At 59.1% G+C, this 21,279-nt stretch carries 20 protein-coding genes and 1 pseudogene (1 of these 21 cut by a window edge); 4 read left to right on the top strand and 17 right to left on the bottom strand.

Annotation, left to right across the window (positions count from 1 at the left end; translation table 11 throughout):
* Positions 1-6: 6 nt before the first annotated feature.
* The 6 genes from B2P82_RS15845 to B2P82_RS15820 form a co-directional block, all read right to left on the bottom strand.
* Positions 7-1,395, bottom strand: a complete 1,389-nt coding sequence (locus tag B2P82_RS15845) for a CpaE/TadZ family protein (RefSeq protein ID WP_290497968.1) — start codon at positions 1,393-1,395, stop codon at positions 7-9.
* 26 nt (positions 1,396-1,421) lie between these two features.
* Complete coding sequence (locus B2P82_RS15840) at positions 1,422-2,132, bottom strand: CpaD family pilus assembly protein (protein ID WP_051607962.1); 711 nt, start codon at positions 2,130-2,132, stop codon at positions 1,422-1,424.
* A 10-nt stretch (positions 2,133-2,142) separates the two neighbouring features.
* The gene (locus B2P82_RS15835) at positions 2,143-3,708 is read right to left on the bottom strand and encodes a type II and III secretion system protein family protein (RefSeq protein ID WP_051607961.1); all 1,566 of its coding nucleotides are present in this window, start codon (positions 3,706-3,708) and stop codon (positions 2,143-2,145) included.
* Between the two features lie 2 nt (positions 3,709-3,710).
* Positions 3,711-4,553: a Flp pilus assembly protein CpaB gene (gene cpaB, locus B2P82_RS15830; protein WP_051607960.1), complete on the bottom strand. Its 843-nt coding sequence runs from the start codon at positions 4,551-4,553 to the stop codon at positions 3,711-3,713.
* A 100-nt stretch (positions 4,554-4,653) separates the two neighbouring features.
* Complete coding sequence (locus B2P82_RS15825) at positions 4,654-5,169, bottom strand: A24 family peptidase (RefSeq protein WP_290497966.1); 516 nt, start codon at positions 5,167-5,169, stop codon at positions 4,654-4,656.
* A gap of 148 nt (positions 5,170-5,317) precedes the next feature.
* Entirely contained in the window at positions 5,318-5,479 is a 162-nt protein-coding gene (locus tag B2P82_RS15820) for a Flp family type IVb pilin (protein WP_084333459.1), read from the bottom strand.
* A 306-nt stretch (positions 5,480-5,785) separates the two neighbouring features.
* Here B2P82_RS15820 and B2P82_RS15815 point away from each other — a divergent pair, with 306 nt between their 5' ends.
* The 3 genes from B2P82_RS15815 to B2P82_RS15805 all read left to right on the top strand — a co-directional run bounded on the left by B2P82_RS15815 (position 5,786) and on the right by B2P82_RS15805 (position 7,521).
* Positions 5,786-6,229, top strand: coding sequence for a pilus assembly protein N-terminal domain-containing protein (locus B2P82_RS15815; RefSeq protein WP_051607959.1), 444 nt, complete (start codon positions 5,786-5,788; stop codon positions 6,227-6,229).
* 123 nt (positions 6,230-6,352) lie between these two features.
* Positions 6,353-6,910 carry a TadE/TadG family type IV pilus assembly protein gene (locus tag B2P82_RS15810; protein ID WP_034816417.1) on the top strand — a complete coding sequence of 186 codons (558 nt, stop codon included), beginning with the start codon at positions 6,353-6,355 and terminating at the stop codon, positions 6,908-6,910.
* Between the two features lie 5 nt (positions 6,911-6,915).
* Positions 6,916-7,521, top strand: coding sequence for a TadE/TadG family type IV pilus assembly protein (locus B2P82_RS15805; protein ID WP_233347828.1), 606 nt, complete (start codon positions 6,916-6,918; stop codon positions 7,519-7,521).
* A gap of 12 nt (positions 7,522-7,533) precedes the next feature.
* Here the strand turns inward: B2P82_RS15805 and B2P82_RS15800 are convergent, their stop codons facing one another.
* Entirely contained in the window at positions 7,534-9,036 is a 1,503-nt protein-coding gene (locus tag B2P82_RS15800; RefSeq protein WP_290497964.1) for an MFS transporter, read from the bottom strand.
* A gap of 92 nt (positions 9,037-9,128) precedes the next feature.
* Entirely contained in the window at positions 9,129-10,553 is a 1,425-nt protein-coding gene (gene murC / locus B2P82_RS15795) for a UDP-N-acetylmuramate--L-alanine ligase (protein ID WP_290497962.1), read from the bottom strand.
* A gap of 189 nt (positions 10,554-10,742) precedes the next feature.
* Between murC and B2P82_RS15790 the strand changes: the two genes are divergently transcribed.
* On the top strand, positions 10,743-11,231 hold the full coding sequence (locus B2P82_RS15790; protein ID WP_206992157.1) for a DUF3291 domain-containing protein: 489 nt from the start codon (positions 10,743-10,745) through the stop codon (positions 11,229-11,231).
* Here B2P82_RS15790 and murG read toward each other — a convergent pair.
* The 9 genes and pseudogenes from murG to rsmH form a co-directional block, all read right to left on the bottom strand.
* Positions 11,228-12,325, bottom strand: a complete 1,098-nt coding sequence (murG, locus tag B2P82_RS15785; protein ID WP_290497960.1) for an undecaprenyldiphospho-muramoylpentapeptide beta-N-acetylglucosaminyltransferase — start codon at positions 12,323-12,325, stop codon at positions 11,228-11,230. The genes B2P82_RS15790 and murG overlap by 4 nt on opposite strands.
* Positions 12,318-13,427, bottom strand: coding sequence for an FtsW/RodA/SpoVE family cell cycle protein (locus B2P82_RS15780; protein WP_414652058.1), 1,110 nt, complete (start codon positions 13,425-13,427; stop codon positions 12,318-12,320). The genes murG and B2P82_RS15780 overlap by 8 nt, the downstream gene beginning before the upstream one ends.
* 38 nt (positions 13,428-13,465) lie before the next feature.
* Complete coding sequence (gene murD / locus B2P82_RS15775; protein ID WP_206992155.1) at positions 13,466-14,881, bottom strand: UDP-N-acetylmuramoyl-L-alanine--D-glutamate ligase; 1,416 nt, start codon at positions 14,879-14,881, stop codon at positions 13,466-13,468.
* 10 nt (positions 14,882-14,891) lie between these two features.
* Positions 14,892-16,085: a phospho-N-acetylmuramoyl-pentapeptide-transferase gene (mraY, locus tag B2P82_RS15770; RefSeq protein ID WP_290480483.1), complete on the bottom strand. Its 1,194-nt coding sequence runs from the start codon at positions 16,083-16,085 to the stop codon at positions 14,892-14,894.
* Positions 16,085-17,518, bottom strand: coding sequence for a UDP-N-acetylmuramoyl-tripeptide--D-alanyl-D-alanine ligase (locus B2P82_RS15765; protein ID WP_290497957.1), 1,434 nt, complete (start codon positions 17,516-17,518; stop codon positions 16,085-16,087). Before B2P82_RS15765 ends, mraY begins: the two co-directional genes overlap by 1 nt.
* Entirely contained in the window at positions 17,515-18,954 is a 1,440-nt protein-coding gene (locus tag B2P82_RS15760; RefSeq protein ID WP_290497956.1) for a UDP-N-acetylmuramoyl-L-alanyl-D-glutamate--2,6-diaminopimelate ligase, read from the bottom strand. The genes B2P82_RS15765 and B2P82_RS15760 overlap by 4 nt, the downstream gene beginning before the upstream one ends.
* Positions 18,951-20,579 (bottom strand): peptidoglycan D,D-transpeptidase FtsI family protein, encoded by a 1,629-nt coding sequence (locus tag B2P82_RS15755; protein ID WP_290497954.1) that lies wholly within the window; start codon positions 20,577-20,579, stop codon positions 18,951-18,953. Before B2P82_RS15755 ends, B2P82_RS15760 begins: the two co-directional genes overlap by 4 nt.
* A complete protein-coding gene (gene ftsL / locus B2P82_RS15750; protein ID WP_290497952.1) occupies positions 20,576-20,917 on the bottom strand; it encodes a cell division protein FtsL in 342 nt (113 codons plus the stop codon). Before ftsL ends, B2P82_RS15755 begins: the two co-directional genes overlap by 4 nt.
* Positions 20,914-21,279, bottom strand: a pseudogene (rsmH, locus tag B2P82_RS17000) (16S rRNA (cytosine(1402)-N(4))-methyltransferase RsmH) (it continues 632 nt past the right edge of the window). Before rsmH ends, ftsL begins: the two are co-directional and overlap by 4 nt.

Below are 21,279 nucleotides of genomic sequence, written 5' to 3'. Positions count from 1 at the left end.
TAGGGGTCACTTTCCCAGCAATTTCTTAAGGAACGACTTCTCCTGAGGCTCCACCGCCCGGCCTGTCAGCGTGGATGCCAGATGGTCGATCGCCTGCGCCGACTTCGACGCCGGATCCGTTTCAGAGATCATCTGACCGTTATTCGCTGCAGTACCGAAAAGTTCAGGATCGAAAGGCAGGATAACGTCTGGCTCTACACCAATGGCGGCCGCAAAATCCTTGACCGGAATTTCCGGTCGCTTTGGCACTCCGCTCATATTCAGGACGAGGCGCGGTGGGTGGTCGTTCGGCCGCTTCGCCTTGAGCTGGTCAATCATGTTCTTGCCATTCCGAAGCGATGCGAGATCTGGCTGGCAGACCACAATCACTTCATCGGATCCAATCAATGTGCTGAGCATCCAGCTTGACCACATGTGTGGCAAGTCAAGCACCAGATAGGGCACATTGCGCCGTACACCCTCGATCACAGTCGTGTAGGCTTCGTCCGGGATATCCATAATCTGGTTGATCGTCGCAGGCGCTGTAAACAGGGACAGGCGGTCTGTCGGCTTGGCCAACAAACGTTCAATAACGGATTCGTCGGCGCGCTCCGGTGCGAGCAACGCATCAGCCACCGTTTGAGGTGTCTCCTGATTGAAGTCCAGAGCCGTCGTTCCGAAGGAAAGGTCCAGGTCCACGAGCGTGGTATTGACCTTGACGTTTTCAGCAAGCGCCCAAGACAAATTGTGCGCGATTGTCGAGGCCCCTACTCCGCCCTTTGCGCCCACAACAGAGATCTGCTTTCCGACAAATGGCGAGTCCGGGTTGACGAACAACTCACCGATTGAACGGATGATCTGCAAGGGCTGGAACGGCGGCACCAGATATTCACTCACGCCGCGCGCAATGAGCTGTCGATACAGCATGATATCGTTGACGGCACCGATCACCATGACTTTGACAGTCTCGTCGCAATGCTCAGCAAGCGCATCGATTTCACGAACAACCTGACCAGCCGATTCCGACGATTCAATCATCAGCAGATTGGGAGTCGGATTCTCGCTCATGTACGCAATGGCCGCGGGAATGCCGCCGGGGATGCATTCGACCGTAGCTCGGCCCATACGTCGGTCTTGCGCGCTGACTTCCAGCAGACCGCGTGTTTCCTCGCGCTCATAGAACAGCTTGATGGATATGGCGGGCAACATGACGTCGCCACCGCTCGGCTCTGAATGTCCGAGGCCATGCGTATCATTGTCTGCAGTCAGGCCCATGGGTGCGCCTTCGGCAACAGCCTGGTCCACGCTGTCGTCAACCTCATTGAGGTCGATATCAGACGGTGTGTGGTCGGACATCGAATCTTCGGAAAAGACGTCCTCGAAATCGTCGTCGAACAATGCGTTTTCGTTTGACATTATCTACTAAGTCCTTCTCGTCCCCACTAGTTGCCGACCGCAGTCGACACAGAACCTGACTCGGCATCGCTCCGCTCGGCGCCGGTTGACTCGCCCTCGCGGAACTTTCCAAGGATTGTGCTTCGGCGTACGGGATCGCCCTCATCCAAAGCGCGCTGGCCCAGCAAGTCGCCGGGATCCGATATCATCGCCGCAAGATTGGTCCGGATTGAGCAGCCAAGAGTAGGCAACTCATTGTTGGATGAAATGTCTGCCATGTTCAGGGAGGCGAGCGACGGGCAATCCGGCGCAATCGCATCATAGGCCTGATAAGCAAGGATCATCGGTTCCGACACAGTCGATTCTGCACCATGGCTGCTGCCCGAGATCTCTTCGTACTCCACGCCATTTTCCCACGCGATTTCGCGGGCTTCAGCAACGGCGGATACCGCGAGCTGGGGATTGGATGACGATTCCGGCAGCGACATGATCAGCGGGCCGTGGCCAACCGATCGGTAGCTGGCCACAAAGTTCTGGATGCGAGCCTTGTCACTCAGGCTCAGCTGGCTGGCCTCCGGGTGAATGTCGATCTCAAGAAATTCCGTGCGCTTTGCAACAGTAATTGGATTGCGATCAAGCGGCGTACCCTGAAGATATGATGCCGGCACGGCTGTCGGTGCCGCGCTGGAACAACCCGTCACGGTCAGGGCGCCGAGCGCCGCGGCAAGAGCAAGAGGTGAAGTCAATAGCCTGGTCATCCTGGGTCCCCTACTCCTCAATAAATCCAACGGGTGCACGATAGTCGGAAGCGTCTACCTTTGCGCCGTTCTTGCCATATTGCTCATTGATCTTTCCGAAGAAGATGGTCTTGGCGTCCGACGCATTGGCGAAGCCATCTGCCGGTGTCCGCAACTGATCCTTGGACGTTGGGTCCACCAGATACGGAGTGACGATCACGACCAGCTCGGTCTCTTCCTGAATGAAGTCACGTGATTGGAACAAAGCCCCAAGGATCGGCAACTTCTTCAGGCCTGGAACTTGGTCAAGGCTCTGACGTGACCGTGTCTGGATGAGACCTGCCATCATCATGGAGCCGCCGGACGGAAGTTCAATCGTCGATTCAGCGCGCCGCACTGACAAGGCTGGCAGCGTCACGCCCTCCACTGTCACAACATTGCCGGAATCATCAATCGTCGTTGTGCTGGTTCCCTGAAAGGCACCTTCTGACGAGAGCTCTGATACTTCAGTCGACACTTTCAGCGAAATACGCCCTTCAGACAGCACGACCGGTGTGAAGCCAAGACCGACACCATAGGGTTTGAACTCGACGGTAATGCGTCCGTTATTGTCTTGACCGACAGGAACCGGGAACTCACCCCCGGCAAGGAATTTCGCGGCTTCACCAGACATGGCAACAATATTCGGTTCGGCCAGCGTGCGCACGACGCCGATCCGTTCCAACGCGTTGATTTCGGCCCCGATACTCGATTGCAGATCCGTGCCGACATAGTTCTGGTAACCGATCGTACCACCGAACCCGCCAAGGCTCTGTCCCTGAACCGGATAGCTCAGTGAACTGCCGATATCACCATTGAAAGAATAAGGCAGGCCCGGCGCAAGTGCGGTGGTTCCGGAATCCACCGGTACACCGCTTCCATTATCCACAAATAGCTGCCGCTCCACCAATGCAGCCAGATCTCCGAAACCCGGCGATCCGGTCAAATTGATGCCCAACTGCTTGACGGCATTGCGCTGCATCTCGACGATGCGCACTTCCAGAAGCACCTGATCTTTCGCAGCGATGCTGATCATGTTGATGACTTGCGTGTTTTCGCCAGCCTGCACATAGGCAGAGACGAGACGCTCAACCGCATTGGATGCGCTCAAACTGTCTGCCGAACCGGTCAGAACCACGCTGCCATTCATGCCCTCAATACGCACACGGGCGCCGGGCACATGGCGTGCCACGAGCTGCTCCAGCGATGCCATGTCCATCTCGACCCCGATTTCGAGATTGAGGATCTGATTGCCGGCACTGTCGAATACGAACGCGTTGGTCTGTCCAAAGCTCACGCCCCGGAAGATGATACGTTTCGCTGTCTGCACGACCGCGTCGGCAATGTCTGGATTGGTGATGACGACATCGGCGGCCGGAGTGTCGAGTTCGACAATCATCGACTTGTTCAGGCCGAGTGTGACCTGTTGGCTGTATTCCGATTGACCCGGATGCGTGATCCGTGTCCCGAAACTATCTGATTGGGCTTGCGCCACCGGAACGAGCGCAATGGCTGATGCCAACGCTGCAAAACCCGGTAAAATCCTGGACAATTTCATATTCAGCTTCCCCCCGGCCCGGCATTTGATGCTTTGCCGTTCCGATAAATCAGAATGCCACCATTGCTGTTGCCGCCATTCTCAAGCATGTCGATCCGCGCTGCCCGGTCATAGCTATCCCCAACATCCGACCAGGGACGCAGGGAGAGCGAAAGCGCGCCTTTGCGCTGCGAGAGCGCAATCAGTTCGGCTTCCTTGCTGTCCACTTCCAGCGTGGCCGTATTGCCCACTTGAGAGGCGCCGCCTTCATCATATGTCAGGTAGACCTGGTCGATCGCCAGTACACGCACGTTCTGAATAATGGTTTCGGTGGCAGTCTGCGGCACCATTTCGCCATTCATCTGCATCGTGGCTTGATATGTCAGGATCACATCCACCCGATCATTCGGCAAAATAAAGCCGCCGGATGCCGATTCTGTAGATATTTCGACGGACATGGCGCGCATGCCGGGCTCAATCAGCGCGGCCATCGTGCCCGTATCACCCTTCTTCACCAGCTTGCGAGGCAGGATCGGCTCATTCTCGAATATGGGCACCCGCACGACACTGCCGGCCAGCTCCTCTATCGCCTCCGGTGAATCGGTCTCCGTGCGATAGCCAGCAACAATACTCTTTTCCGGCCAATCCGCCCATTCCAGATCATCCACGGTCACGAGGTCACCGATATCCAGGTCACGGCGTGCAACAAGCACTTTCGTCTCGGACACTTCGCGCGTTTCGACCACGGTCTGCTGCTCAGTCTGGATCGTCGGCGCAGGTGCCTGCGCGAGATTACGGACAAGGAAAGCCGCCGCAATTGCGGCAACCGCAGCGCCGATCAGGATGATTAGACGAATTGGCGACATGAGGCCCCACTCCTCTGGAAACAAGACTCCGCGGACTGCCCTGAGGGATTCAGAGTGGTCCGGTCAAAGGCGACCTTTTCACAAGGCCACTAAAGCATCGTTAACTGAAAAGACTGATCCGGCTTAAGACATCGGTAAGAAATGGCGACTGCGAACCGGCGGCAAAAACCCCCGCAGCGATCGCGACACCATAGGGAACGCCTGCCTTTTCCTCGAATGGTGCGCGAACAGCTCCCGGAACCACTTCAACCGGCATGGTCTTGCGAACCAGAATGATGAGGATTGCGCATGCGCCACCCGCCACAGCCATCACGAACAAGAATGTGATGCTGGCACTCGGCCCGACCCAAAGCATCACGGCAGGGATCATCTTGGCGTCCCCTCCCCCAACGATATTGAACGCGAACAAGCCGAACGCGATCAGGAAGGCACACAAGGCAGTAATAAGGTGTCCCCCGATGATTTCCATCGGAACGCCTGAAACGAACGCTGCCGGCACGAACAACACTGCGAGCGTCACGTTCAACCAGTTCGGAATCGTCAGGCGATTCACATCATGAAGCGCTGCAAAAACGCACAAGGCCAGGAACAGGCCGGCAATCATGGCCAGGATCATTGAGGGCTTCCTTCAAGTCTGTTGCGAAGCATGCTGACCCAAAAGTTTGAAGGAAGTTTTTATGCCTCGCCGCATGATCAGAAAAAAAGAAGCCGCCAGGTTTCCCCGGCGGCTCCATTTATATAGCAAGACTAAATAAGTCTTGGTCTTAGGCTGCGTTCATGTCGTCGGCAACGCCCTGGAACTTTTCGTTCACAGAATTACCGAGGGCGGTAGCACCGCCGATGATAGCAACAGCGATAAGCGCAGCGATCAGACCGTATTCAATGGCCGTAGCGCCGGACTCGTCTTTCAGAAAACGTGCAAACATTGGAAACTCCCATCATGCAATTGTTATTGCCCCGGCAATAATCCTCTACCCGGAACATGACTGACACTACCGGTTCATTCTCAATATCGCGTGAAAGAAAACAGAAAATCCGTGAAGGCAAAACAGGGTTTCGTTTACCTTCTTAGTACCTGCAACTATTGGGCTTTTGGTGATTCGGAATTTGCCCGACTTGTCCCATATAATGACTATAGCAGCGAAATCTCGTCAGAGCGGGCCACCTATTAGGAAACGTGCAACCTTATTGGAAGAATGTGCGCGGGCTGAATTAAGTCTGGAGACAGCAAGATGAATCTGTTCGCGAAAATCTGCACACTGCCGGTTGCCGCTGCGCTTGTATCCCAAATCGCAGTCGCGGGCCCTCTGTCGGTAGAGGTGAACAAAACCATACCGGTTCACTTGCGCAGTGCAGCTGCCAGCGTCGTCCTGGGCAATCAGACAATCGCAGACGTTGCGGTCCATGATGAGAAGCTCATCTTCATTACAGGCAAGACGTTTGGCACCACCAATTTGCTGATTTTCGACAAATCTGGCCGCCAGATCTATTCCACGGACATCCTTGTTGTCGCGAATGAAGCGAATGTGGTGACGATCAACCGGTCAGGATCCAACTATACATATGACTGTGCACCTACCTGCCGCTCAACCCTCAGCGTTGGCGATGCTCCGGAGCACTTCGAACAGTATATCGATCAGCAAACGGGCGTGAAGGCACTGTCCGACAGCAATTGATTGACGGTTCGTACCGTTTCTCTGACCCGAATACATAAAATTCGACAGATTCGCGAAACTGGCTGATCACCCACATCTGGTAGACACCTCACCTGATCAAATGGGTCTGTGTGGGTGACGACAATGACATTACAACTTGGCATTCTTGCGCCACGACTGCGCAGCAAGTTCAAGGCATGGTGTGAAAACCGGCGCGGTGCGACCGCCGTCGAGTTTGCGCTCGTATCCGTCCCTTTCTTCTTCCTGATCTTCGGCCTGCTGGAAATCTGCCTGATATTCATCATGTCCACAGTACTCGAACATGCGCTGGCGGAAGCCTCCAGAAAGATCCGTACCGGACAGGCCCAGGACAACAGCTTCACAAAAGTCGAGTTCCGGAACGAAGTCTGCTCAAAGTTCTACAATCTGCTCAATTGCGATGATCGCCTCTATATTGACGTGCGCTCGCTCGACAAGTTCAGCCTCGCCGACCTGACCACGCCGTTGGCCGGTGACGGTGAAATTGATGATACCGACTTCAAATATGATCCCGGCTCGGCCAATGATATTGTGGCTGTGCGTGTCTATTATGAGTGGTCCCTCATGACCCCGTGGGTATCGACACCTTTGTCCAACCTTCCAAACAATCGCCACCTGCTTCAGGCCAATGCGGTGTTCCGCAACGAGCCTTTCGGAGATTGATGACCATGACCAAGAAATCCCTGCTCTCTCGACTCAATCCCCGTCTCAAATGGCGCGGTGTGCGCGGCATTCGCTATAATGAGGAAGGCGTCTCTGCGGTCGAATTTGCGTTGATCGCACCGATCCTGATTTTCATCTATCTGGGCGCGGTCGAGCTGAGCCTGCTGATGCGGGTGGATCGCCGCGTCACATCAACCACCGCGAGCCTTGGCGACCTAACCGCACGTCTCGCAACGGTGACCGACGAAGACATGGAAGAAATGTTTGCCGCCGCAGAAGTCATGATGCAGCCATATGAGGCACAGAGCGCCACCATGCGGATCACCAGCATCGTCGACAGTGGAGACGGCAAGGCCGTTGTCGCATGGTCAGACGCCTACAAGATGACCGCCTATTCCAAAGGCGCGACGGTCACGGTCCCAAGCGGGATCATCTCGTCGCCAGGATCGATCATCTTGTCCGAAGTCGTCTATGAGTATGACAGCAAGATTGGTGGCTTCCTCAACACAACGATGACGATCGACGATGAATTCTATCTCCGTCCTCGCCGTGTCGACGCGATTGCCCGCGTGACCCTCGGAACAGGCGACTCTTTCGGCCCGACCAGCTAGGCCCCCTGCCCTCTATTCAGCAGGTGTCTTGGACACTTTCACGGTTGTCAGTACGGCAAAGCCGCAAAAGAACAGAAGCGCGATGGCAGACATGCCGACCCGCTGGCTGTTCGACCATGTTGTGAACAATTCGATCAGCAAGGGCCCGATCCAGACGGTGACGGTGCCCGCAATCGCATAAAGCCCGAAGAACTCCCCCCGCATATGCGTTGGTGCAATGTGAACCAGCATCGACCGGCTCGACGAAATGTTCGCCGTAGCGAACACGCCGATCAGCGCCCCGTTCAGCAGGTAGGTGACGTCAGACAGGCTGGAGAAAACAGGTGCCTGCCACAGTTCGCGGTTCTCGATCAGGCCGAACAGGATGGAATCCCGCGTCACGGACAAGCCAAAGAACAAGATGATGACGATTGCCATAAGCTCCATCAGGAGCGCGTTCTTCGGGCCGAGCTTTGAGTCGAACCAGCCGCCCGCCACACCGCCAATCGCCGCCCAGATCGAGGCCCAGATTGCGTAGACGGTCAGCTCGACAATGCCCCAGCCGAGGAACAGGCTGACATAGACGGCCGCCAGTGCCAGCAGGGCAAACATGCCATCAGCATAAATGGTACGCGCAATCAGGAATTTGAACGCCTCGCGATATTCAGCAGCCTTGCGCACGGTGCGGATAACCCCTGCAGCCCCTTCTTTTACCGATGGGAAAAGCGGGGTCCCCTTCACACCCGTATCTTTGGCGTAAAGGAAGAACGGAACGATCATCACGACCAGCCATACCGCGCAGATCGGTCCGGCAATGCGGAAATGCTGGTACTGTGCGGTATCAATACCGAACAGGGGCTCCGCGAATGGCCAGTTCAGCATATCTGGCAGGGCAAACATGAAGACGATTGCAACGAACAACAGCGTCGCCGCCGCATTGCCGAGTGCCAAACCAAAGCCCGACACGGCCGGGAGGGCGCTTGGCCGGGCGGCGTCGGGAAGCATGGAGTTATGCGTCACCTCACTGAATGTGTAGGTGACATAGGCTGCGATGAGGATGGCGATGATTGTGCCGGTGGAAAATCCGGATTCGCCAGGCACGGCCCACCAAAGCAGGAAGCTGAGCACAGACAGGACACCGAGGAACAGAATCAGGAGCGGCTTGCGCCTCAGGCCCCGGTCGAATGCCGCTCCGAGGAAGGGGGCCGTCAGCGCCGCAATCGCGCCCGCCCATTTCGACAGGGACGCCACCACAGCCTGTCCTTTCGCACCAGCAACCTGCCGAGCGGTTTCCGGGTCCATCCCCTCCAGCTCTCCGCTGGCCAATATGTCCGCGCCAATGATGTCGCGGGCGAAATAGGGCGCAAACACATAGATGATAATGAGGATGTAATAAGGATTGCGCGCCCATTCGAACCAGGCCCACGCAAAGCCCGTCTTGCCGAGCGCTCCGCCCTCCCCGGCCGTGTGCGCGCCTTGCGCAGCTACAATTGCAGCTTCTTCGTCCTGGCCGGGCGAAATGGATGTCTCGGTCATGCGGTATCCTCCCAAGTGCCGCTTGCCGGCATCTGTCGACTAGCGTGCACATTCGGAAAGAAAGTGAAAGCGGTTTTGCCGCTGTCGCAACGTCAGGCCGACAGCTTTTCCGCCAATTCGGCCGCGTACTTGGTGATGTCTCCCGCGCCGAGACAAACCACCATCGCGCCGGGCTCAGCCAGGGCTTTCAATGTCTCTGGCAACGCCTCCATGGACGGCATCGTTGCAGCACCGCGATGGCCATTGCGGACTATGCTGGCGACAAGGGTCTCATGGTTGAACCCGTCAATCGGGCTCTCGCCCGCCTCATAGACGGGTGCGACCAACACATGGTCAGCCTGATCGAAACAGCGGGAGAAATCCTCGAACAGGTCACGCAGACGCGTATAGCGGTGCGGTTGGCAAACAGCGATCAGCTGGCCTTGCCCCTGCATGGCGCGGGCAGCCTTCAATACGGCCGAAATCTCTACCGGGTGATGACCATAATCATCAATGATGCGGACGGGCGGCTGACCTGCGACCGGCACCCATTCGCCAACTTGTGTGAACCGGCGCTTCACCCCACCAAATCCGCCCATGGAGTTGCGGATCTGGTCGTCCGTGGCGCCTAGCTCCAGCGCGACCGCAACGGCGGCCAGCGCGTTCTGGACATTGTGCTCGCCCGCCATTGGCAGGGTCAGGTCCGTGATCATCCGCGGCTGAGCAGAGCCCGGACGGCGCAACGCGACATCGAAATGCGCGCCCGACAGATCGGTTTTCAGATTGATGGCGCGGACATCGGCCTGGCGGTTGAAGCCATAGGTGATGCGGCGCCGGTCCGTAACGCGCGCAGCCAATCCCTGCACTTCAGGATGGTCCGTGCACAGGACGGCAAAGCCATAGAAAGGCAAATTCTCGACAAAAGTATCAAACGCCTCGCGGAGTTTCTCCATGGAGCCGTAATGGTCCATGTGTTCGGCGTCGATATTGGTTACCACGGCGCAGGTTGGGTGCAGCTTGGCAAAAGTGCCGTCGCTTTCGTCGCTCTCGACCACCATCCAGTCGCTCTCGCCTGCCTTGTAGTTCGACCCATACGCATGGATGATCCCGCCATTGATGACGGTCGGGTCGATATTTGCGCCATCCAGCAGCGCCGCGACCATCGAGGTCGTCGTCGTCTTGCCATGTGTGCCCGCAATGCAGACCGTATATTTCAGCCGCGTGATCTCGGCCAGCATGTTAGCCCGGCGCACGACCGGAATACCTGTGGCGCGCGCCGCATCAACCTCTGGATTGCCAGACTTGATCGCGGTGGAGATGATGACCGTGCCAGCCCCCTCCACATTCTCGGCAGCGTGCCCGATGAAGATCTTCGCGCCCCGATCGCGCAGGCGCTGGATATTGTCGGACTCGCGTATGTCAGAGCCCTGCACCTGATAGCCCATCGTGATCATGACATCGGCGATGCCAGACATGCCGATGCCGCCAATGCCGACAATATGCGCGGGACCAAGATCAAACGGAGTGGGAGAAGTCATGCAGGATCGTCCAAATGAGGAAACGGGAACGCTTAGCGATACCGTGACGCGGGAGCGCGAAGCAAGGACTGCTTGCGCATGACGCATTCATGAAATCCGAGGCGTTTTTCTTGAATGGGCATCGTGCGATCCCAAAATGACTGTAATGAGGCACAATTCGGGTGCTTCGTTGCGAGGGGAACCGCACTCATGAAAATGCATCTGGCCCAGCTCAATGTCGGCCACCTCGTCGCGCCGACGGATGATCCGCGCGTGAAAGATTTCATGGACAATCTCGATTTCATCAACGGGATCGGCAAATCCATGCCCGGTTTCGTCTGGATGATGGAAGGATCGGGTGAGCCCGGCCAGGGCAATACGGAAGCCAAGATCGATGGCGATCCGCAGTTCGTTGCCAATCTGACCGTCTGGGAAGACGTACAAAGCCTCGAAACCTTTGTTTGGGGCACGATCCACCGGAAATTCTACGAACGCCGCGCTGAATGGTTCGAGATGATGCGCGAGATGCATTTCGTCATGTGGTGGGTGCCAGAGGGTCACGAGCCGACACTGGACGAAGCACTGGAACGACTGGCCCGCCGCCAGCAAGATGGCGACACGGATGAAGCCTTCGGATGGGAATGGTTGCGTGAAGCCGAATTGCACAAGACGCACGCCTGCGCCCCCCGTGTAGCCTAAAGCTCAGCGACTCGTTCGGCCATGTCTGCCAGTTCTTTGGCGGCATTGACCTTGGCAGACGCCTTCGCGGCTGCCGCCCGTGCGCGCAGATCGTCGGCATCCTGCAGACGGGCCGTTATCAGCGCGCCCAGCAATTGCGGATAGAGATTGCTCTCCAGCACCATGTCGGCGGCGCCAATCTCCGTCAGGGCCTCGGCATTGGCGGCCTGATGATCATCCATGGCAATCGCCAGCGGAATCAGGATGGACGGCCGACCGACCGCGGCAATCTCCGATACTGTGCCGGCGCCCGACCGTGCGATGACGAGATGCGCCTGTGACAGCTTCTGCGGCATGTCCGAGAAGAACGGCGACAACTCGGCTTCAATCTTCACACGCCGATACATGTTATCGACAAAGGCATACTGTTCCTGACGCACCTGCTGGATGATGCGAAGCCGCGCCTGCAGCGGGGGCGGCACGAAATCAACAATCGCCGTCGGGATCGTTTCACCGATGATCTTGGACCCCTGACTTCCGCCCGTAATCAGGATGGTCAGCATATCGTCCGTGGAGGGATAGGGATCCTCCCGCCGCGCCAGTATGGCCTCACGCACCGGATTGCCCACGGCCAGATGCGCGCTCCAGGAGGGTAGCCTGTCGAGCCGCTCGAACCCGCTGGCCACCAGTTTGGCCTGCCGGGCAAAACGGCGGTTCACTCGCCCGAGCACCGCATTCTGCTCATGGATGATGATCGGCACCTTCATGCGGCGCGCCGCAGCCAGCGCCGGGAAGGCCGGATAGCCACCAAAGCCTGCGATCAGGCTGGGCCGGGTTTCACGGATCAGGGTTTTCGCACGAGATATGCCCGCATTGATCTTGACGGCCGTCGCCGGCAGAGTCCACGGCTTGCGGAGATTGGGGGAAGAGGCCTGAATCTGTTCCAGCCAGTCTGCCGGAAAGTCCTTGGCATATTTTGCGCCGCGCTTGTCAGAGATCAGGCCAACCTTCCAGCCTCTTGCAATCATCTCGTCTGCAAAGGCTCTGGCGGGGAACATGTGCCCCCCTGTGCCACCTGCTGCGATGACGACAAGCTTGTCTCTGTCTTCAGCCATACCGGCCCCTTGTGCGCGTACCTTGTCCGCGCACAAGTGCCAGCGCAAGGCCCAGTGTCAATCCCGTCCCGATCATGGACGAGCCACCATAGGACACAAATGGCAGTGTCATGCCCTTTGGCGGGATAAGGGCCAGATTTACGGCAATGTTTATGGCAGCCTGAAGGCCGAATAGCGTGAAGAGTCCGGCAGCCGCAGCGCGCGCATAGCCATCTTCCACACGTGAACTGGCACGGAAGCCCCGCAGGATCAGCAATACGAAAACCGCCATCAGCATCAGCGCCGCGATCAAGCCAAACTCCTCGACCATGACCGCATAGATGAAATCAGTGTGCGCGTCCGGCAGATGGATCTTCACTTGCCCCTCCCCGGGGCCGACACCGAACAATCCCCCCCGGCCGATGGCTTCGGCGGCACGGTCAATCTGGTACGTATCGGCAGAGTCTGGATTGATGAAGCTGTTCACTCGGTAGCGGACATGCGGCAGCAAGGCATAAAGCGACGCCGACAAGCTGACCCCGCCAACCGCGAACCCTGCCGCCCATCTCCACGGCAGGCCACTGACATAGAAGGTCACGACGAAGGCCGCACTCAGCAACACCGACTGTCCGACATCCGGTTGCAACAATAACAGGCCGAGCGTGACCGCATAGAACAGGAAGGCAATGATCGCCCAAGGTCCGGTCGGATACAGCTCTCGCTGCGCCAGCAACCAACCGCTCAGGACAATCAAGGCAGGCTTCACCATCTCGCTCGGCTGCAGGGAAAACCCGGCAAACCGCAACCAGCGCTGCGCGCCCTTGGCTTCGTGTCCCCAAACGAGAATGAAGAACATCAGGGCAAGGCTGACGATAAAGACCAGCGTTGCAAATCGCCGCGCCCAGGTCCGGTCCAGCATGCTGACCACCACCATGATGGTCGCGCCCAAACCGGCAAAGCAGACCTGACGGAACACAAAGAAGTATTCATCCGCATAGCCAATACGCGCCGCCGCAGTCGGCCCCGCCGCAAGCGACATGAGCAAGCCAATGGCAATCAGGAAAAACGCACCGCCGAAGAGCCCCCAATCGAGCGTCCGCCGCCACTCGGTCAGCCAGGACATGTCCGAGCGTGCGAGCAATGGGGCGGATGCTACGTAGGTCAAGCCAACTCCTTCAACTCCTGCGGCATCATTGACTGGACGATGCTCCGGAACACATCTCCGCGATGTTCAAAGTCGCGGAACTGGTCGAAACTTGCACAGGCAGGTGAAAGAAGAATGACCGGATTTTCGTCTCCGACCACTTTTGCATCACGAAATGCAGCCTGAACTGCATTTTCGAGCGTGCCGCATGTTTGCAGGGCCACCTTTCCCTTCAGCGTTGCGGCGAAGGTTTCTTCAGAGTCCCCGATCAGATAGGCCTTCGTGATGTTCGGGAACAGCGGCGCCAATGGCTGGATGCCCTCAGCCTTCGAAACACCGCCTGCAATCCAGTATGCTTTCTTGTAGGCTTTCAACGCCTGTTCGGCGGCTTCGGCATTGGTCGCCTTGGAGTCATTGACGAATTTCACGCCATCAATCTCGCCAACCATTTCGAGTCGGTGGGCAAGACCCGGGAAGGTGCGAATACCATCCATGATGGTCTGTGGGTCGAGGCCCAGCGCCCGGCAGGCGGCATAGGCTGCCGCGGCATTCTGGTGGTTGTGACGGCCCGGCAGCGCCATGCAGTCGGAGAGGTTGCCAACGAACTGCGCCTGACCGCTATTGCTGTCATAGAGTCGTCCGTCCACGGCGCTGACTCCCCGGCCGAGCGCATAGGTGGATGAAGCCTGGACCACACGGGCCGGGCCATTTGCCGACAGGCCGATGGCGATGGACTGGGTGATCACATCGTCAAAGCCAATGATCGCAACATCTTTCTCGGTCTGGTTCTGGAAGATGCGCATTTTCGCAGCCTGGTACCCGTCCATGCCGCCATGGCGATCCAGGTGATCCGGCGTGATGTTGAGCAGCACGGCGACATCGCAATGCAGGCTCTTCACCAGGTCCAGCTGGTAGGAAGAGAGCTCCAGAACATAGGTTGCGTTGGCGTGCAGTGGGGCAAGGTCCAGCACGCCTGTGCCGATATTGCCTCCGATGCGCGCATCACGGCCCGCATGTTTCAGGATATGCCCGATCAACGCGGTTGTGGTCGACTTCCCGTTCGTGCCGGTGATGGCCACGATCTTCGGACGGCCACGCTCTGGCAGGGCCTGCACAGCGCGGGCGAACAATTCCATGTCGCCGACGACCGGCACATTGGTCATTTCCGCCATCCGCACAATCCGGTGCGGCTGCGGGAATTTGTATGGCACGCCGGGGGAAAGGACGAGCGCGGCAAAGGTCTGCCAGTCGCGCTTGTTGATGTCTGACAGGGTCAGGCCAGCGGCCTCCGCCTTTGCGCGGGTCTCTTCATTGTCATCCCACGCATGAACACGCGCGCCCCCGGCCTTGAGGGCCTTGGCAGCCGAGAGGCCTGTCCGGCCAAGGCCGAACACTGCAACATCTCTTCCAGCATATTCAGTAATCGGAATCATGAGTCTCGGCTTACCTCAGCTTCAGCGTTGCGAGGCCCGCGAGGGCGAACAGGACGGACAGGATCCAGAAGCGCGCCACAACGCGCGTTTCTGGCCAGTTTTTCTTCTGGAAATGGTGGTGCAGCGGCGCCATGAGGAAGATGCGCTTGCCCTCCCCCGTCAGCTTGCGGGTGACCTTGAACCAGCCGACCTGTATCATCACAGACACCGCTTCCATCACGAACAGACCGCCAATGATAACCAGCGCAAATTCGTGCTTGGCCGCCACCGCAACGACACCCAGCATTCCTCCAAGCCCGAGCGATCCGGTGTCACCCATGAAGACCTTGGCCGGATAGGCATTGTACCAGAGGAAGCCCATGCCCGCGCCGATCATGGAGGCGAGCAACACGGTCAGCTCGCCGGTGCCCGGCGTGAACTGGATGCCGAGATAGTCGGCGAAGACGAAGTTACCTGTCAGGTAAGCAATCAGGGCATAGGAGGCAGCCGCGAAACTCATCGGCACAATGGCGAGGCCATCCAGACCGTCGGTGAAGTTCACCGCATTCGCGCTGCCGACAACCACGATCATGCCAAACAGGATGAAGAAGCCGCCAAGCGGGAAGAAATAGTCATTTACGAAGGGCACAGCCACGCCGCCGGAAAAGGCCGGGTCGGCAGGCTCGACGCTTGTTTCGGGTGCCAGGCTGGCAATGGTCTCAGCCAATCCGTTCAGCGGGCCCCATTCGGCATGACCCGCTGGCGTGTGCGCGCCGTGCAGGCCCATGATGAACGCACAGGCAATCGCCGCTATGCCAAAGCCCGCGAGCAGGCGCACGCTCGCCGGAACGCCATCCGCGCTCTGCTTGGAAACCTTGGCAAGATCGTCCAGGAAGCCAAGAACGGCGTAAGACAGCGTCACGAACAGTGTGACCCAGATGTATGGGTTCGTCAGGTTGCCCCAGAGCAAGACGCCGACCACCAGGCCCAGCCAGATCAGGAAACCGCCCATCGTCGGCGTGCCCTGCTTCGACAGCTGCGCTTCCAGCGACAAGTCGCGGATCGGCTGGCCCTTACCCTGCCGGGCACGGAGGAAGTTGATGATTGCGTCTCCGAACAGGACGGTCACAAGGAACGCCGTCACCACGGCCGCGCCGGACCGGAATGTGATGTAGTTCAGAACGTTAAATATACCGCTGTCTGCGGCCAGCCATTCGTATAGCATCACCCAACCTCTGCGGCGCCTTCTGCCCCGCGTTCCATCTTACCCATTGCCGAGTCGCTCCATTGGCGAATTCGGTCAGCTAGTTTCGCCATCCCGGACGCATTCGACCCCTTGATCAAGAGCACATCTCCATCTCGGAGCGCATTTTGCAGAGGATTCCACAGCTCTTCCCAATTGCGAGTCCAGGTCTGCTCCAACTGCGGCGGAAGTGCGTCCGAAAGATGAGTCATTTTGTCGCCTGCCAGGAAAATGGCAGCTGGCCCAGTATCCGCCACCGGATCCGCAAGCGCGGCATGTTCAGCATCCGACGTTTCGCCAATTTCGAGCATTTCGCCGAGCGCAATCAGCCGACGTCCACTGCCCCGACGGGACAGCGCAGCCAATGAGGCCTTCATGCTGGCAGGGTTTGCATTGTAGGCATCATCGATCAGCGTAATGTGTCCACCCTGTGGCAGGGTGAGCTGTTCGGCTGTCCCCCGACCGGGAGGTGGCGTGTAACCCGAAAGTGCTTCGGCGCAGTCCTCGACCGACAGACCGGACTGGCTGGCGGCCAGAACCGCCGCTGCCGCATTCATGGCCCAATGCTCACCAACCGCATTGATCGTGACAAGCACCGGCTTGCCGACAATGTCGAGCTGGATCCGGCTCTCATTGCCGTCTGTCTCATACCCGACGACACGCGCCGTCGCATTGGCGCTCCGGCCAAAACTCTCGAGATTTCCGGTCGGGCAGAAGCGCCGCGCGCGTCCGGCAAGATAGTCAAAGAATTCGTCATCGGCTGGCAGGATAAATGTCCCACCGGCCTCCATGCCGGTAAAGATATCTGCCTTCTCATGCGCGACTGCACTGAGAGAGCCGAGCCCTTCAAGATGCGCCCCCGCAATACAGGTCACGATGCCGGTATGCGGACGAACCATCTGGCTGCGCGGCGCGATCTCGCCAGGAGTCGACATGCCAATCTCGAAAACGGCGCGCGTGGTGTCTTCCGGCATCCGCGCCAGAGTCAGCGGCACACCCCAATGATTGTTGAAACTCTTCACATTCCAGTGCGCCGGGCCGAAGGCGCGATAGATCTGTGCCAGCATTTCCTTGACGCTCGTCTTGCCGGCTGAACCGGTCACGGCCGTGCGATGCGCGCCACAGCGGACCCGCGCGGCCACACCCATCTGCTCCAGCGCTTCCTGCACATCATCCACAACGAGCTTAGGTCCCTGCCCGACCTGACGCGACACGAGTGCGCCCGCCGCGCCCGCAGCAAAGGCCGCCTCGACGAAATCATGCCCATCGCGCTGGTCCGTCAGCGCCACGAACAGGTCGCCCGGCTTCAGGCTGCGTGTGTCGATCGACACTGAACCCGTCACAGAGAACGGATCCGTCGCCCTGCCACCCGTAATGAGCGCGATATCGGAAGAGATCCAGAGCGGCGCGTTCATCCGGCGCCGCCTTTCAGCGCATCCAGCGCCGTGTCCTGATCTGAGAACGGGATGATATCCGCGCCAATGATCTGGCCGGTCTCGTGGCCCTTGCCAGCGATCACCAGCGTGTCGCCTTTTTTCAGTTCGGCGATGATCGTCCGGATCGCCTCTCCGCGATCACCAATCTCGCGCGCATTCGGCGCCATTTCGAGAATGGCATGCCGGATCATGTCCGGGTCTTCAGAGCGCGGGTTGTCGTCGGTGACGATCACATCGTCGGCCTGACGCGTTGCGATCTCGCCCATCAGCGGGCGCTTCTTGGCATCGCGGTCACCGCCGCACCCAAAGATGACTTTCAGTCGGCCAGCTGTATGCGGACGAACGGCGCGGAGCAACACGTCAAGCCCGTCCGGCGTGTGGGCATAATCGACAAACACGCCCGCGCCTGCCTCGGTCTTGCCGACCAGTTCGAGACGCCCCTTAACGGGCTTCAGCTTGGACAGGCCGTCCATCACCGCGTCGACGTCCATGCCAAGCGACAAGCAGATCGCCGCCGCCGCCAGCGCATTCAACGCCTGGAACTCGCCGATCAGCGGCAGCTCGAAAGGCTTCAATTCGCCATCGCGCCAGAACAGGTTGAGCACCTGCCCGGTCGCGCGCGGCATGATTTCGTCGATCCAGAGATCCTCGCCGCGCCAGCCGAAGGACACGACCTGCAGGCCATGATCGGTTGCGGCCTTCTCGAAGACCTCACGATGGTCGCTGTCGGCGTTCACGATGGCTGGCATGCCCTGTCCGCCAAAGTCGCGGAACAGGCGCAGTTTGGCGTCGAGGTATTCTTCCATCGTGGCGTGATAGTCGAGATGGTCCTGGGTAAAGTTCAGGAAAGCAACAGCCGACAAATCCACACCATCAAGGCGATGTTGCTCAAGGCCGTGGCTGGACGCCTCCATCGCACAATGGGTGACCCCTTGCCCGGCCAGTTCGTGGAGGGTCTCGTGAATGGTAACCGGATCAGGTGTCGTATGGCCGACATCAATCTTGCCCTTCGGGCCAATGGCACCAAGCGTGCCCATCGAGGCAGCCGACAGGTTTGCATTCGCCCAGATCTGGCGACAGAAATCCACCGTCGAGGATTTGCCATTCGTACCTGTCACGGCAGCGATCGTTTTCGGCTGCGCGACATGGAAGCGCTTCGCGGCGAGGGCCAGCGCGCGGCGCGGCTCATCCGCGATCACATGCGCTGCGCCATCCACGGCAACGCCGCCTTCGGACAGGATCGCCGCAGCGCCTTTTTCGATTGCCTGCGGAATATAGTCCCGACCATCCGATACGGTGCCTTTCAGCGCCGCGAACAGATAGCCCGGCGCTACCCGACGGCTGTCAGCCGTCATGCCTTTGATTTCGATGTCTCCCTGCTCGACGAGCGGGAACAGGTCTTTCAGTTTGGTCACAAGGAACTCCTCTTCTCCTGGCCGGAGCGGAGGGCTGCGCCCGCCGGGCGAATATCCTCGAACCGTGGCGCAAGACCCAGAAGCGGCGCGACACGTTCTATCATTCGTCCCGCCGCCGGAGCCGCATTGTAGGCCGCCGTGGCGCCGGCCCCTGATCCGGCCTTCGGATCATCGAGGGTCACGATCAGGGCATATTGGGGGCGATCATAGGGAAAGACAGCCGCAAAGCTCGTGACATTGTGGTCATCATCATAGCCGCCAGGGATCGGCTTCTCCGCCGTGCCGGTTTTTCCCGCAACGCGATACCCGGCAACTTCGGCATTCTTGCCGGTGCCGGCGACGACCGCTTCGCGCATCATCACGTTCACCATTTCTGCCGTCAGAGCAGACATCACTCTTACAGGCGCAGGGCGATCCCGATTGTTCATGATCAGGGTCGGCTGAACCCGCTCACCCCCATTCGCAAAGGTCGAAAAGGCAGCCAGGAAAGACATGGGCGATACAGCAATGCCATGCCCATAGGACACGGTAGCAGAATAGAGATCGTCAAACCGCTCGGGCAGGATTGGCGCCGAGCTGCCCGCCAGTTCGATCTTCACCCGCTCCATCAGACCGGCGCGGGTCAGGAAATCCTGCTGGCGCCGCGGCCCCAGCTTCTCGTTGATCCGGACCGTGCCGATATTGGAGCTCTGGGAAATGATGTGTGTGATGTCGGCATCGCCATGGAATGGGTGGTCATCCTCAATCCGGAAACCGCGAATTTCCAGCGGGCGGCGCACATCAAACAATTCGGTCGGGTGCACTACGCCGGCTTCGAGCGCCGCGGCGACCGTGAAGGGCTTGAAGATGGATCCGAGTTCGTAGACCGCCCCGGTCGCACGATTGAGGCGGGACGGATCCGACATCGGAATATCGACTGACCGGTTCGGGTCAAATGGCGGCCAGCTGGCCATGGCGCGCACTTCGCCGGTTTGCGCATCCAGCAGGATCGCGGCGCCGCCTTCAGCTTCATGCTCGGCAGCGGCGATTGACAGCTCAGCCTCGACCGCTGCCTGCACGCCATTATCGATAGTCAGGCGGACCGGCTCTCCACCGGCGGCCAGACGTTCATTCTGGCTATACTCAATGCCGCCTGCGCCGAGGCCATCCACATTCGTGTAGCCCAGCAAATGTCCGGCCAAGGTGCCGCGTGGATAGGCCCGGCGGCTCTCTTCCTCGAAACGCAACCCTTCAAGGCCCAGGTCAAACACGGCCTTGCGCTGGCGCGGGGTCAGGCCGCGCTCTACCCAGACAAACTCACGGGTCTGATCTGACAGGCGCCGGGTCATCTCCGCCACGTCGAGATCCGGCAGGACCGTCGCGAGCGCTTCGGACACTTCGCCGCCATCCCAGATCAGTTTCGGATTGGCGACAAGCGAGTAGGCGGAGACGGATGTGGCGAGCAGTTCGCCATTGCGATCAACAATATCGGCCCGCACGATACGCTCGGCCTTCTGACCTGCCGCATGCGCAGGTGCCGCCCCGCCCGCAAGGGACAGGTAGCCGGCCTTGCCAGCCAGAACGACAAACAGCGCACTGACCGCGAGGCCAGCAAGCCGTGTCCGGTTCCGGGAGGCTTCGCTCACTCGTGCACCTCCCCGTTCTCGGTGGATGCAGGCGCCGGGACGCTCAGGCTGTTGGGCTTGCCAACCAGTGCATCCAGATCCCCCTCGGAAGCCATCTGCTCCGGCTTGGGCGGTGCCATACCCAGTTCGGTGCGGGCATATTCCTCAATCCATTCGCGGCGGCTCATGTGCGACAGCTCGGTTTCCAGCAGCGCCTTTTCCTGGCGCGCCTCCTCGATCTGCGCCTCAACCGCCATCAGCTCAGCCGCGGTGTCCTTGGCGCCATATTTGGCACGATAGAGGCTGACAATCAGCAGGCCGACAACGACCAATCCAAACAGAAATGCGCGGCGGCTCATAGGGCATCCTCCAGGTCTGACAGGGGCGGCAGATTCATGCCGTCGCTGGCCTCTTCTTCGATGGCGGGTGCGCTGGTACGGATTGCGGCCCGCAACTTGGCGGAGCGTGCGCGCGGATTGCCTTCAACTTCGTTATCAGACGGCAGAACCGCCTTGGAAACAGCCAGCTCGAACGTGGAGTCGGGGCCTTTCTGCGCAACCGGCAAATGACGCGATCCGCCGCCCATCTTGCCGGCACGGTTCTTCAACCACTGTTTCACCATACGGTCTTCCAGCGAGTGGAAGGCCACGATCACGAGACGGCCGCCCGGACGCAGCAGGCGTTCGGCAGCGTGCAGCGCACGGGCCAACTCTCCCAGCTC

Origin of the sequence: Hyphomonas sp. UBA4494 (assembly GCF_002388935.1) — a bacterium.
Classification (GTDB): Bacteria; Pseudomonadota; Alphaproteobacteria; order Caulobacterales; family Hyphomonadaceae; genus Hyphomonas.
This window is presented reverse-complemented; position numbering and strand designations above follow the sequence as displayed.

Bases quoted from the DNA above. Each gene is read 5' to 3' on its own strand.
- murC (WP_290497962.1), bottom strand. From the start codon at position 10,553: ATGACTTCTCCCACTCCGTTTGATCTTGGTCCCGCGCATATTGTCGGC.
- cpaB (WP_051607960.1), bottom strand. From the start codon at position 4,553: ATGTCGCCAATTCGTCTAATCATCCTGATCGGCGCTGCGGTTGCCGCA.
- murG (WP_290497960.1), bottom strand. From the start codon at position 12,325: ATGGCTGAAGACAGAGACAAGCTTGTCGTCATCGCAGCAGGTGGCACA.
- B2P82_RS15780 (WP_414652058.1), bottom strand. From the start codon at position 13,427: ATGTCCTGGCTGACCGAGTGGCGGCGGACGCTCGATTGGGGGCTCTTC.
- B2P82_RS15825 (WP_290497966.1), bottom strand. From the start codon at position 5,169: ATGATCCTGGCCATGATTGCCGGCCTGTTCCTGGCCTTGTGCGTTTTT.
- B2P82_RS15805 (WP_233347828.1), top strand. From the start codon at position 6,916: ATGACCAAGAAATCCCTGCTCTCTCGACTCAATCCCCGTCTCAAATGG.
- ftsL (WP_290497952.1), bottom strand. From the start codon at position 20,917: ATGAGCCGCCGCGCATTTCTGTTTGGATTGGTCGTTGTCGGCCTGCTG.
- B2P82_RS15765 (WP_290497957.1), bottom strand. From the start codon at position 17,518: ATGAACGCGCCGCTCTGGATCTCTTCCGATATCGCGCTCATTACGGGT.
- B2P82_RS15800 (WP_290497964.1), bottom strand. From the start codon at position 9,036: ATGACCGAGACATCCATTTCGCCCGGCCAGGACGAAGAAGCTGCAATT.
- B2P82_RS15820 (WP_084333459.1), bottom strand. From the start codon at position 5,479: ATGTTTGCACGTTTTCTGAAAGACGAGTCCGGCGCTACGGCCATTGAA.
- B2P82_RS15835 (WP_051607961.1), bottom strand. From the start codon at position 3,708: ATGAAATTGTCCAGGATTTTACCGGGTTTTGCAGCGTTGGCATCAGCC.
- B2P82_RS15845 (WP_290497968.1), bottom strand. From the start codon at position 1,395: ATGTCAAACGAAAACGCATTGTTCGACGACGATTTCGAGGACGTCTTT.
- B2P82_RS15815 (WP_051607959.1), top strand. From the start codon at position 5,786: ATGAATCTGTTCGCGAAAATCTGCACACTGCCGGTTGCCGCTGCGCTT.
- murD (WP_206992155.1), bottom strand. From the start codon at position 14,881: ATGATTCCGATTACTGAATATGCTGGAAGAGATGTTGCAGTGTTCGGC.
- B2P82_RS15810 (WP_034816417.1), top strand. From the start codon at position 6,353: ATGACATTACAACTTGGCATTCTTGCGCCACGACTGCGCAGCAAGTTC.
- B2P82_RS15840 (WP_051607962.1), bottom strand. From the start codon at position 2,132: ATGACCAGGCTATTGACTTCACCTCTTGCTCTTGCCGCGGCGCTCGGC.
- B2P82_RS15790 (WP_206992157.1), top strand. From the start codon at position 10,743: ATGAAAATGCATCTGGCCCAGCTCAATGTCGGCCACCTCGTCGCGCCG.
- mraY (WP_290480483.1), bottom strand. From the start codon at position 16,085: ATGCTATACGAATGGCTGGCCGCAGACAGCGGTATATTTAACGTTCTG.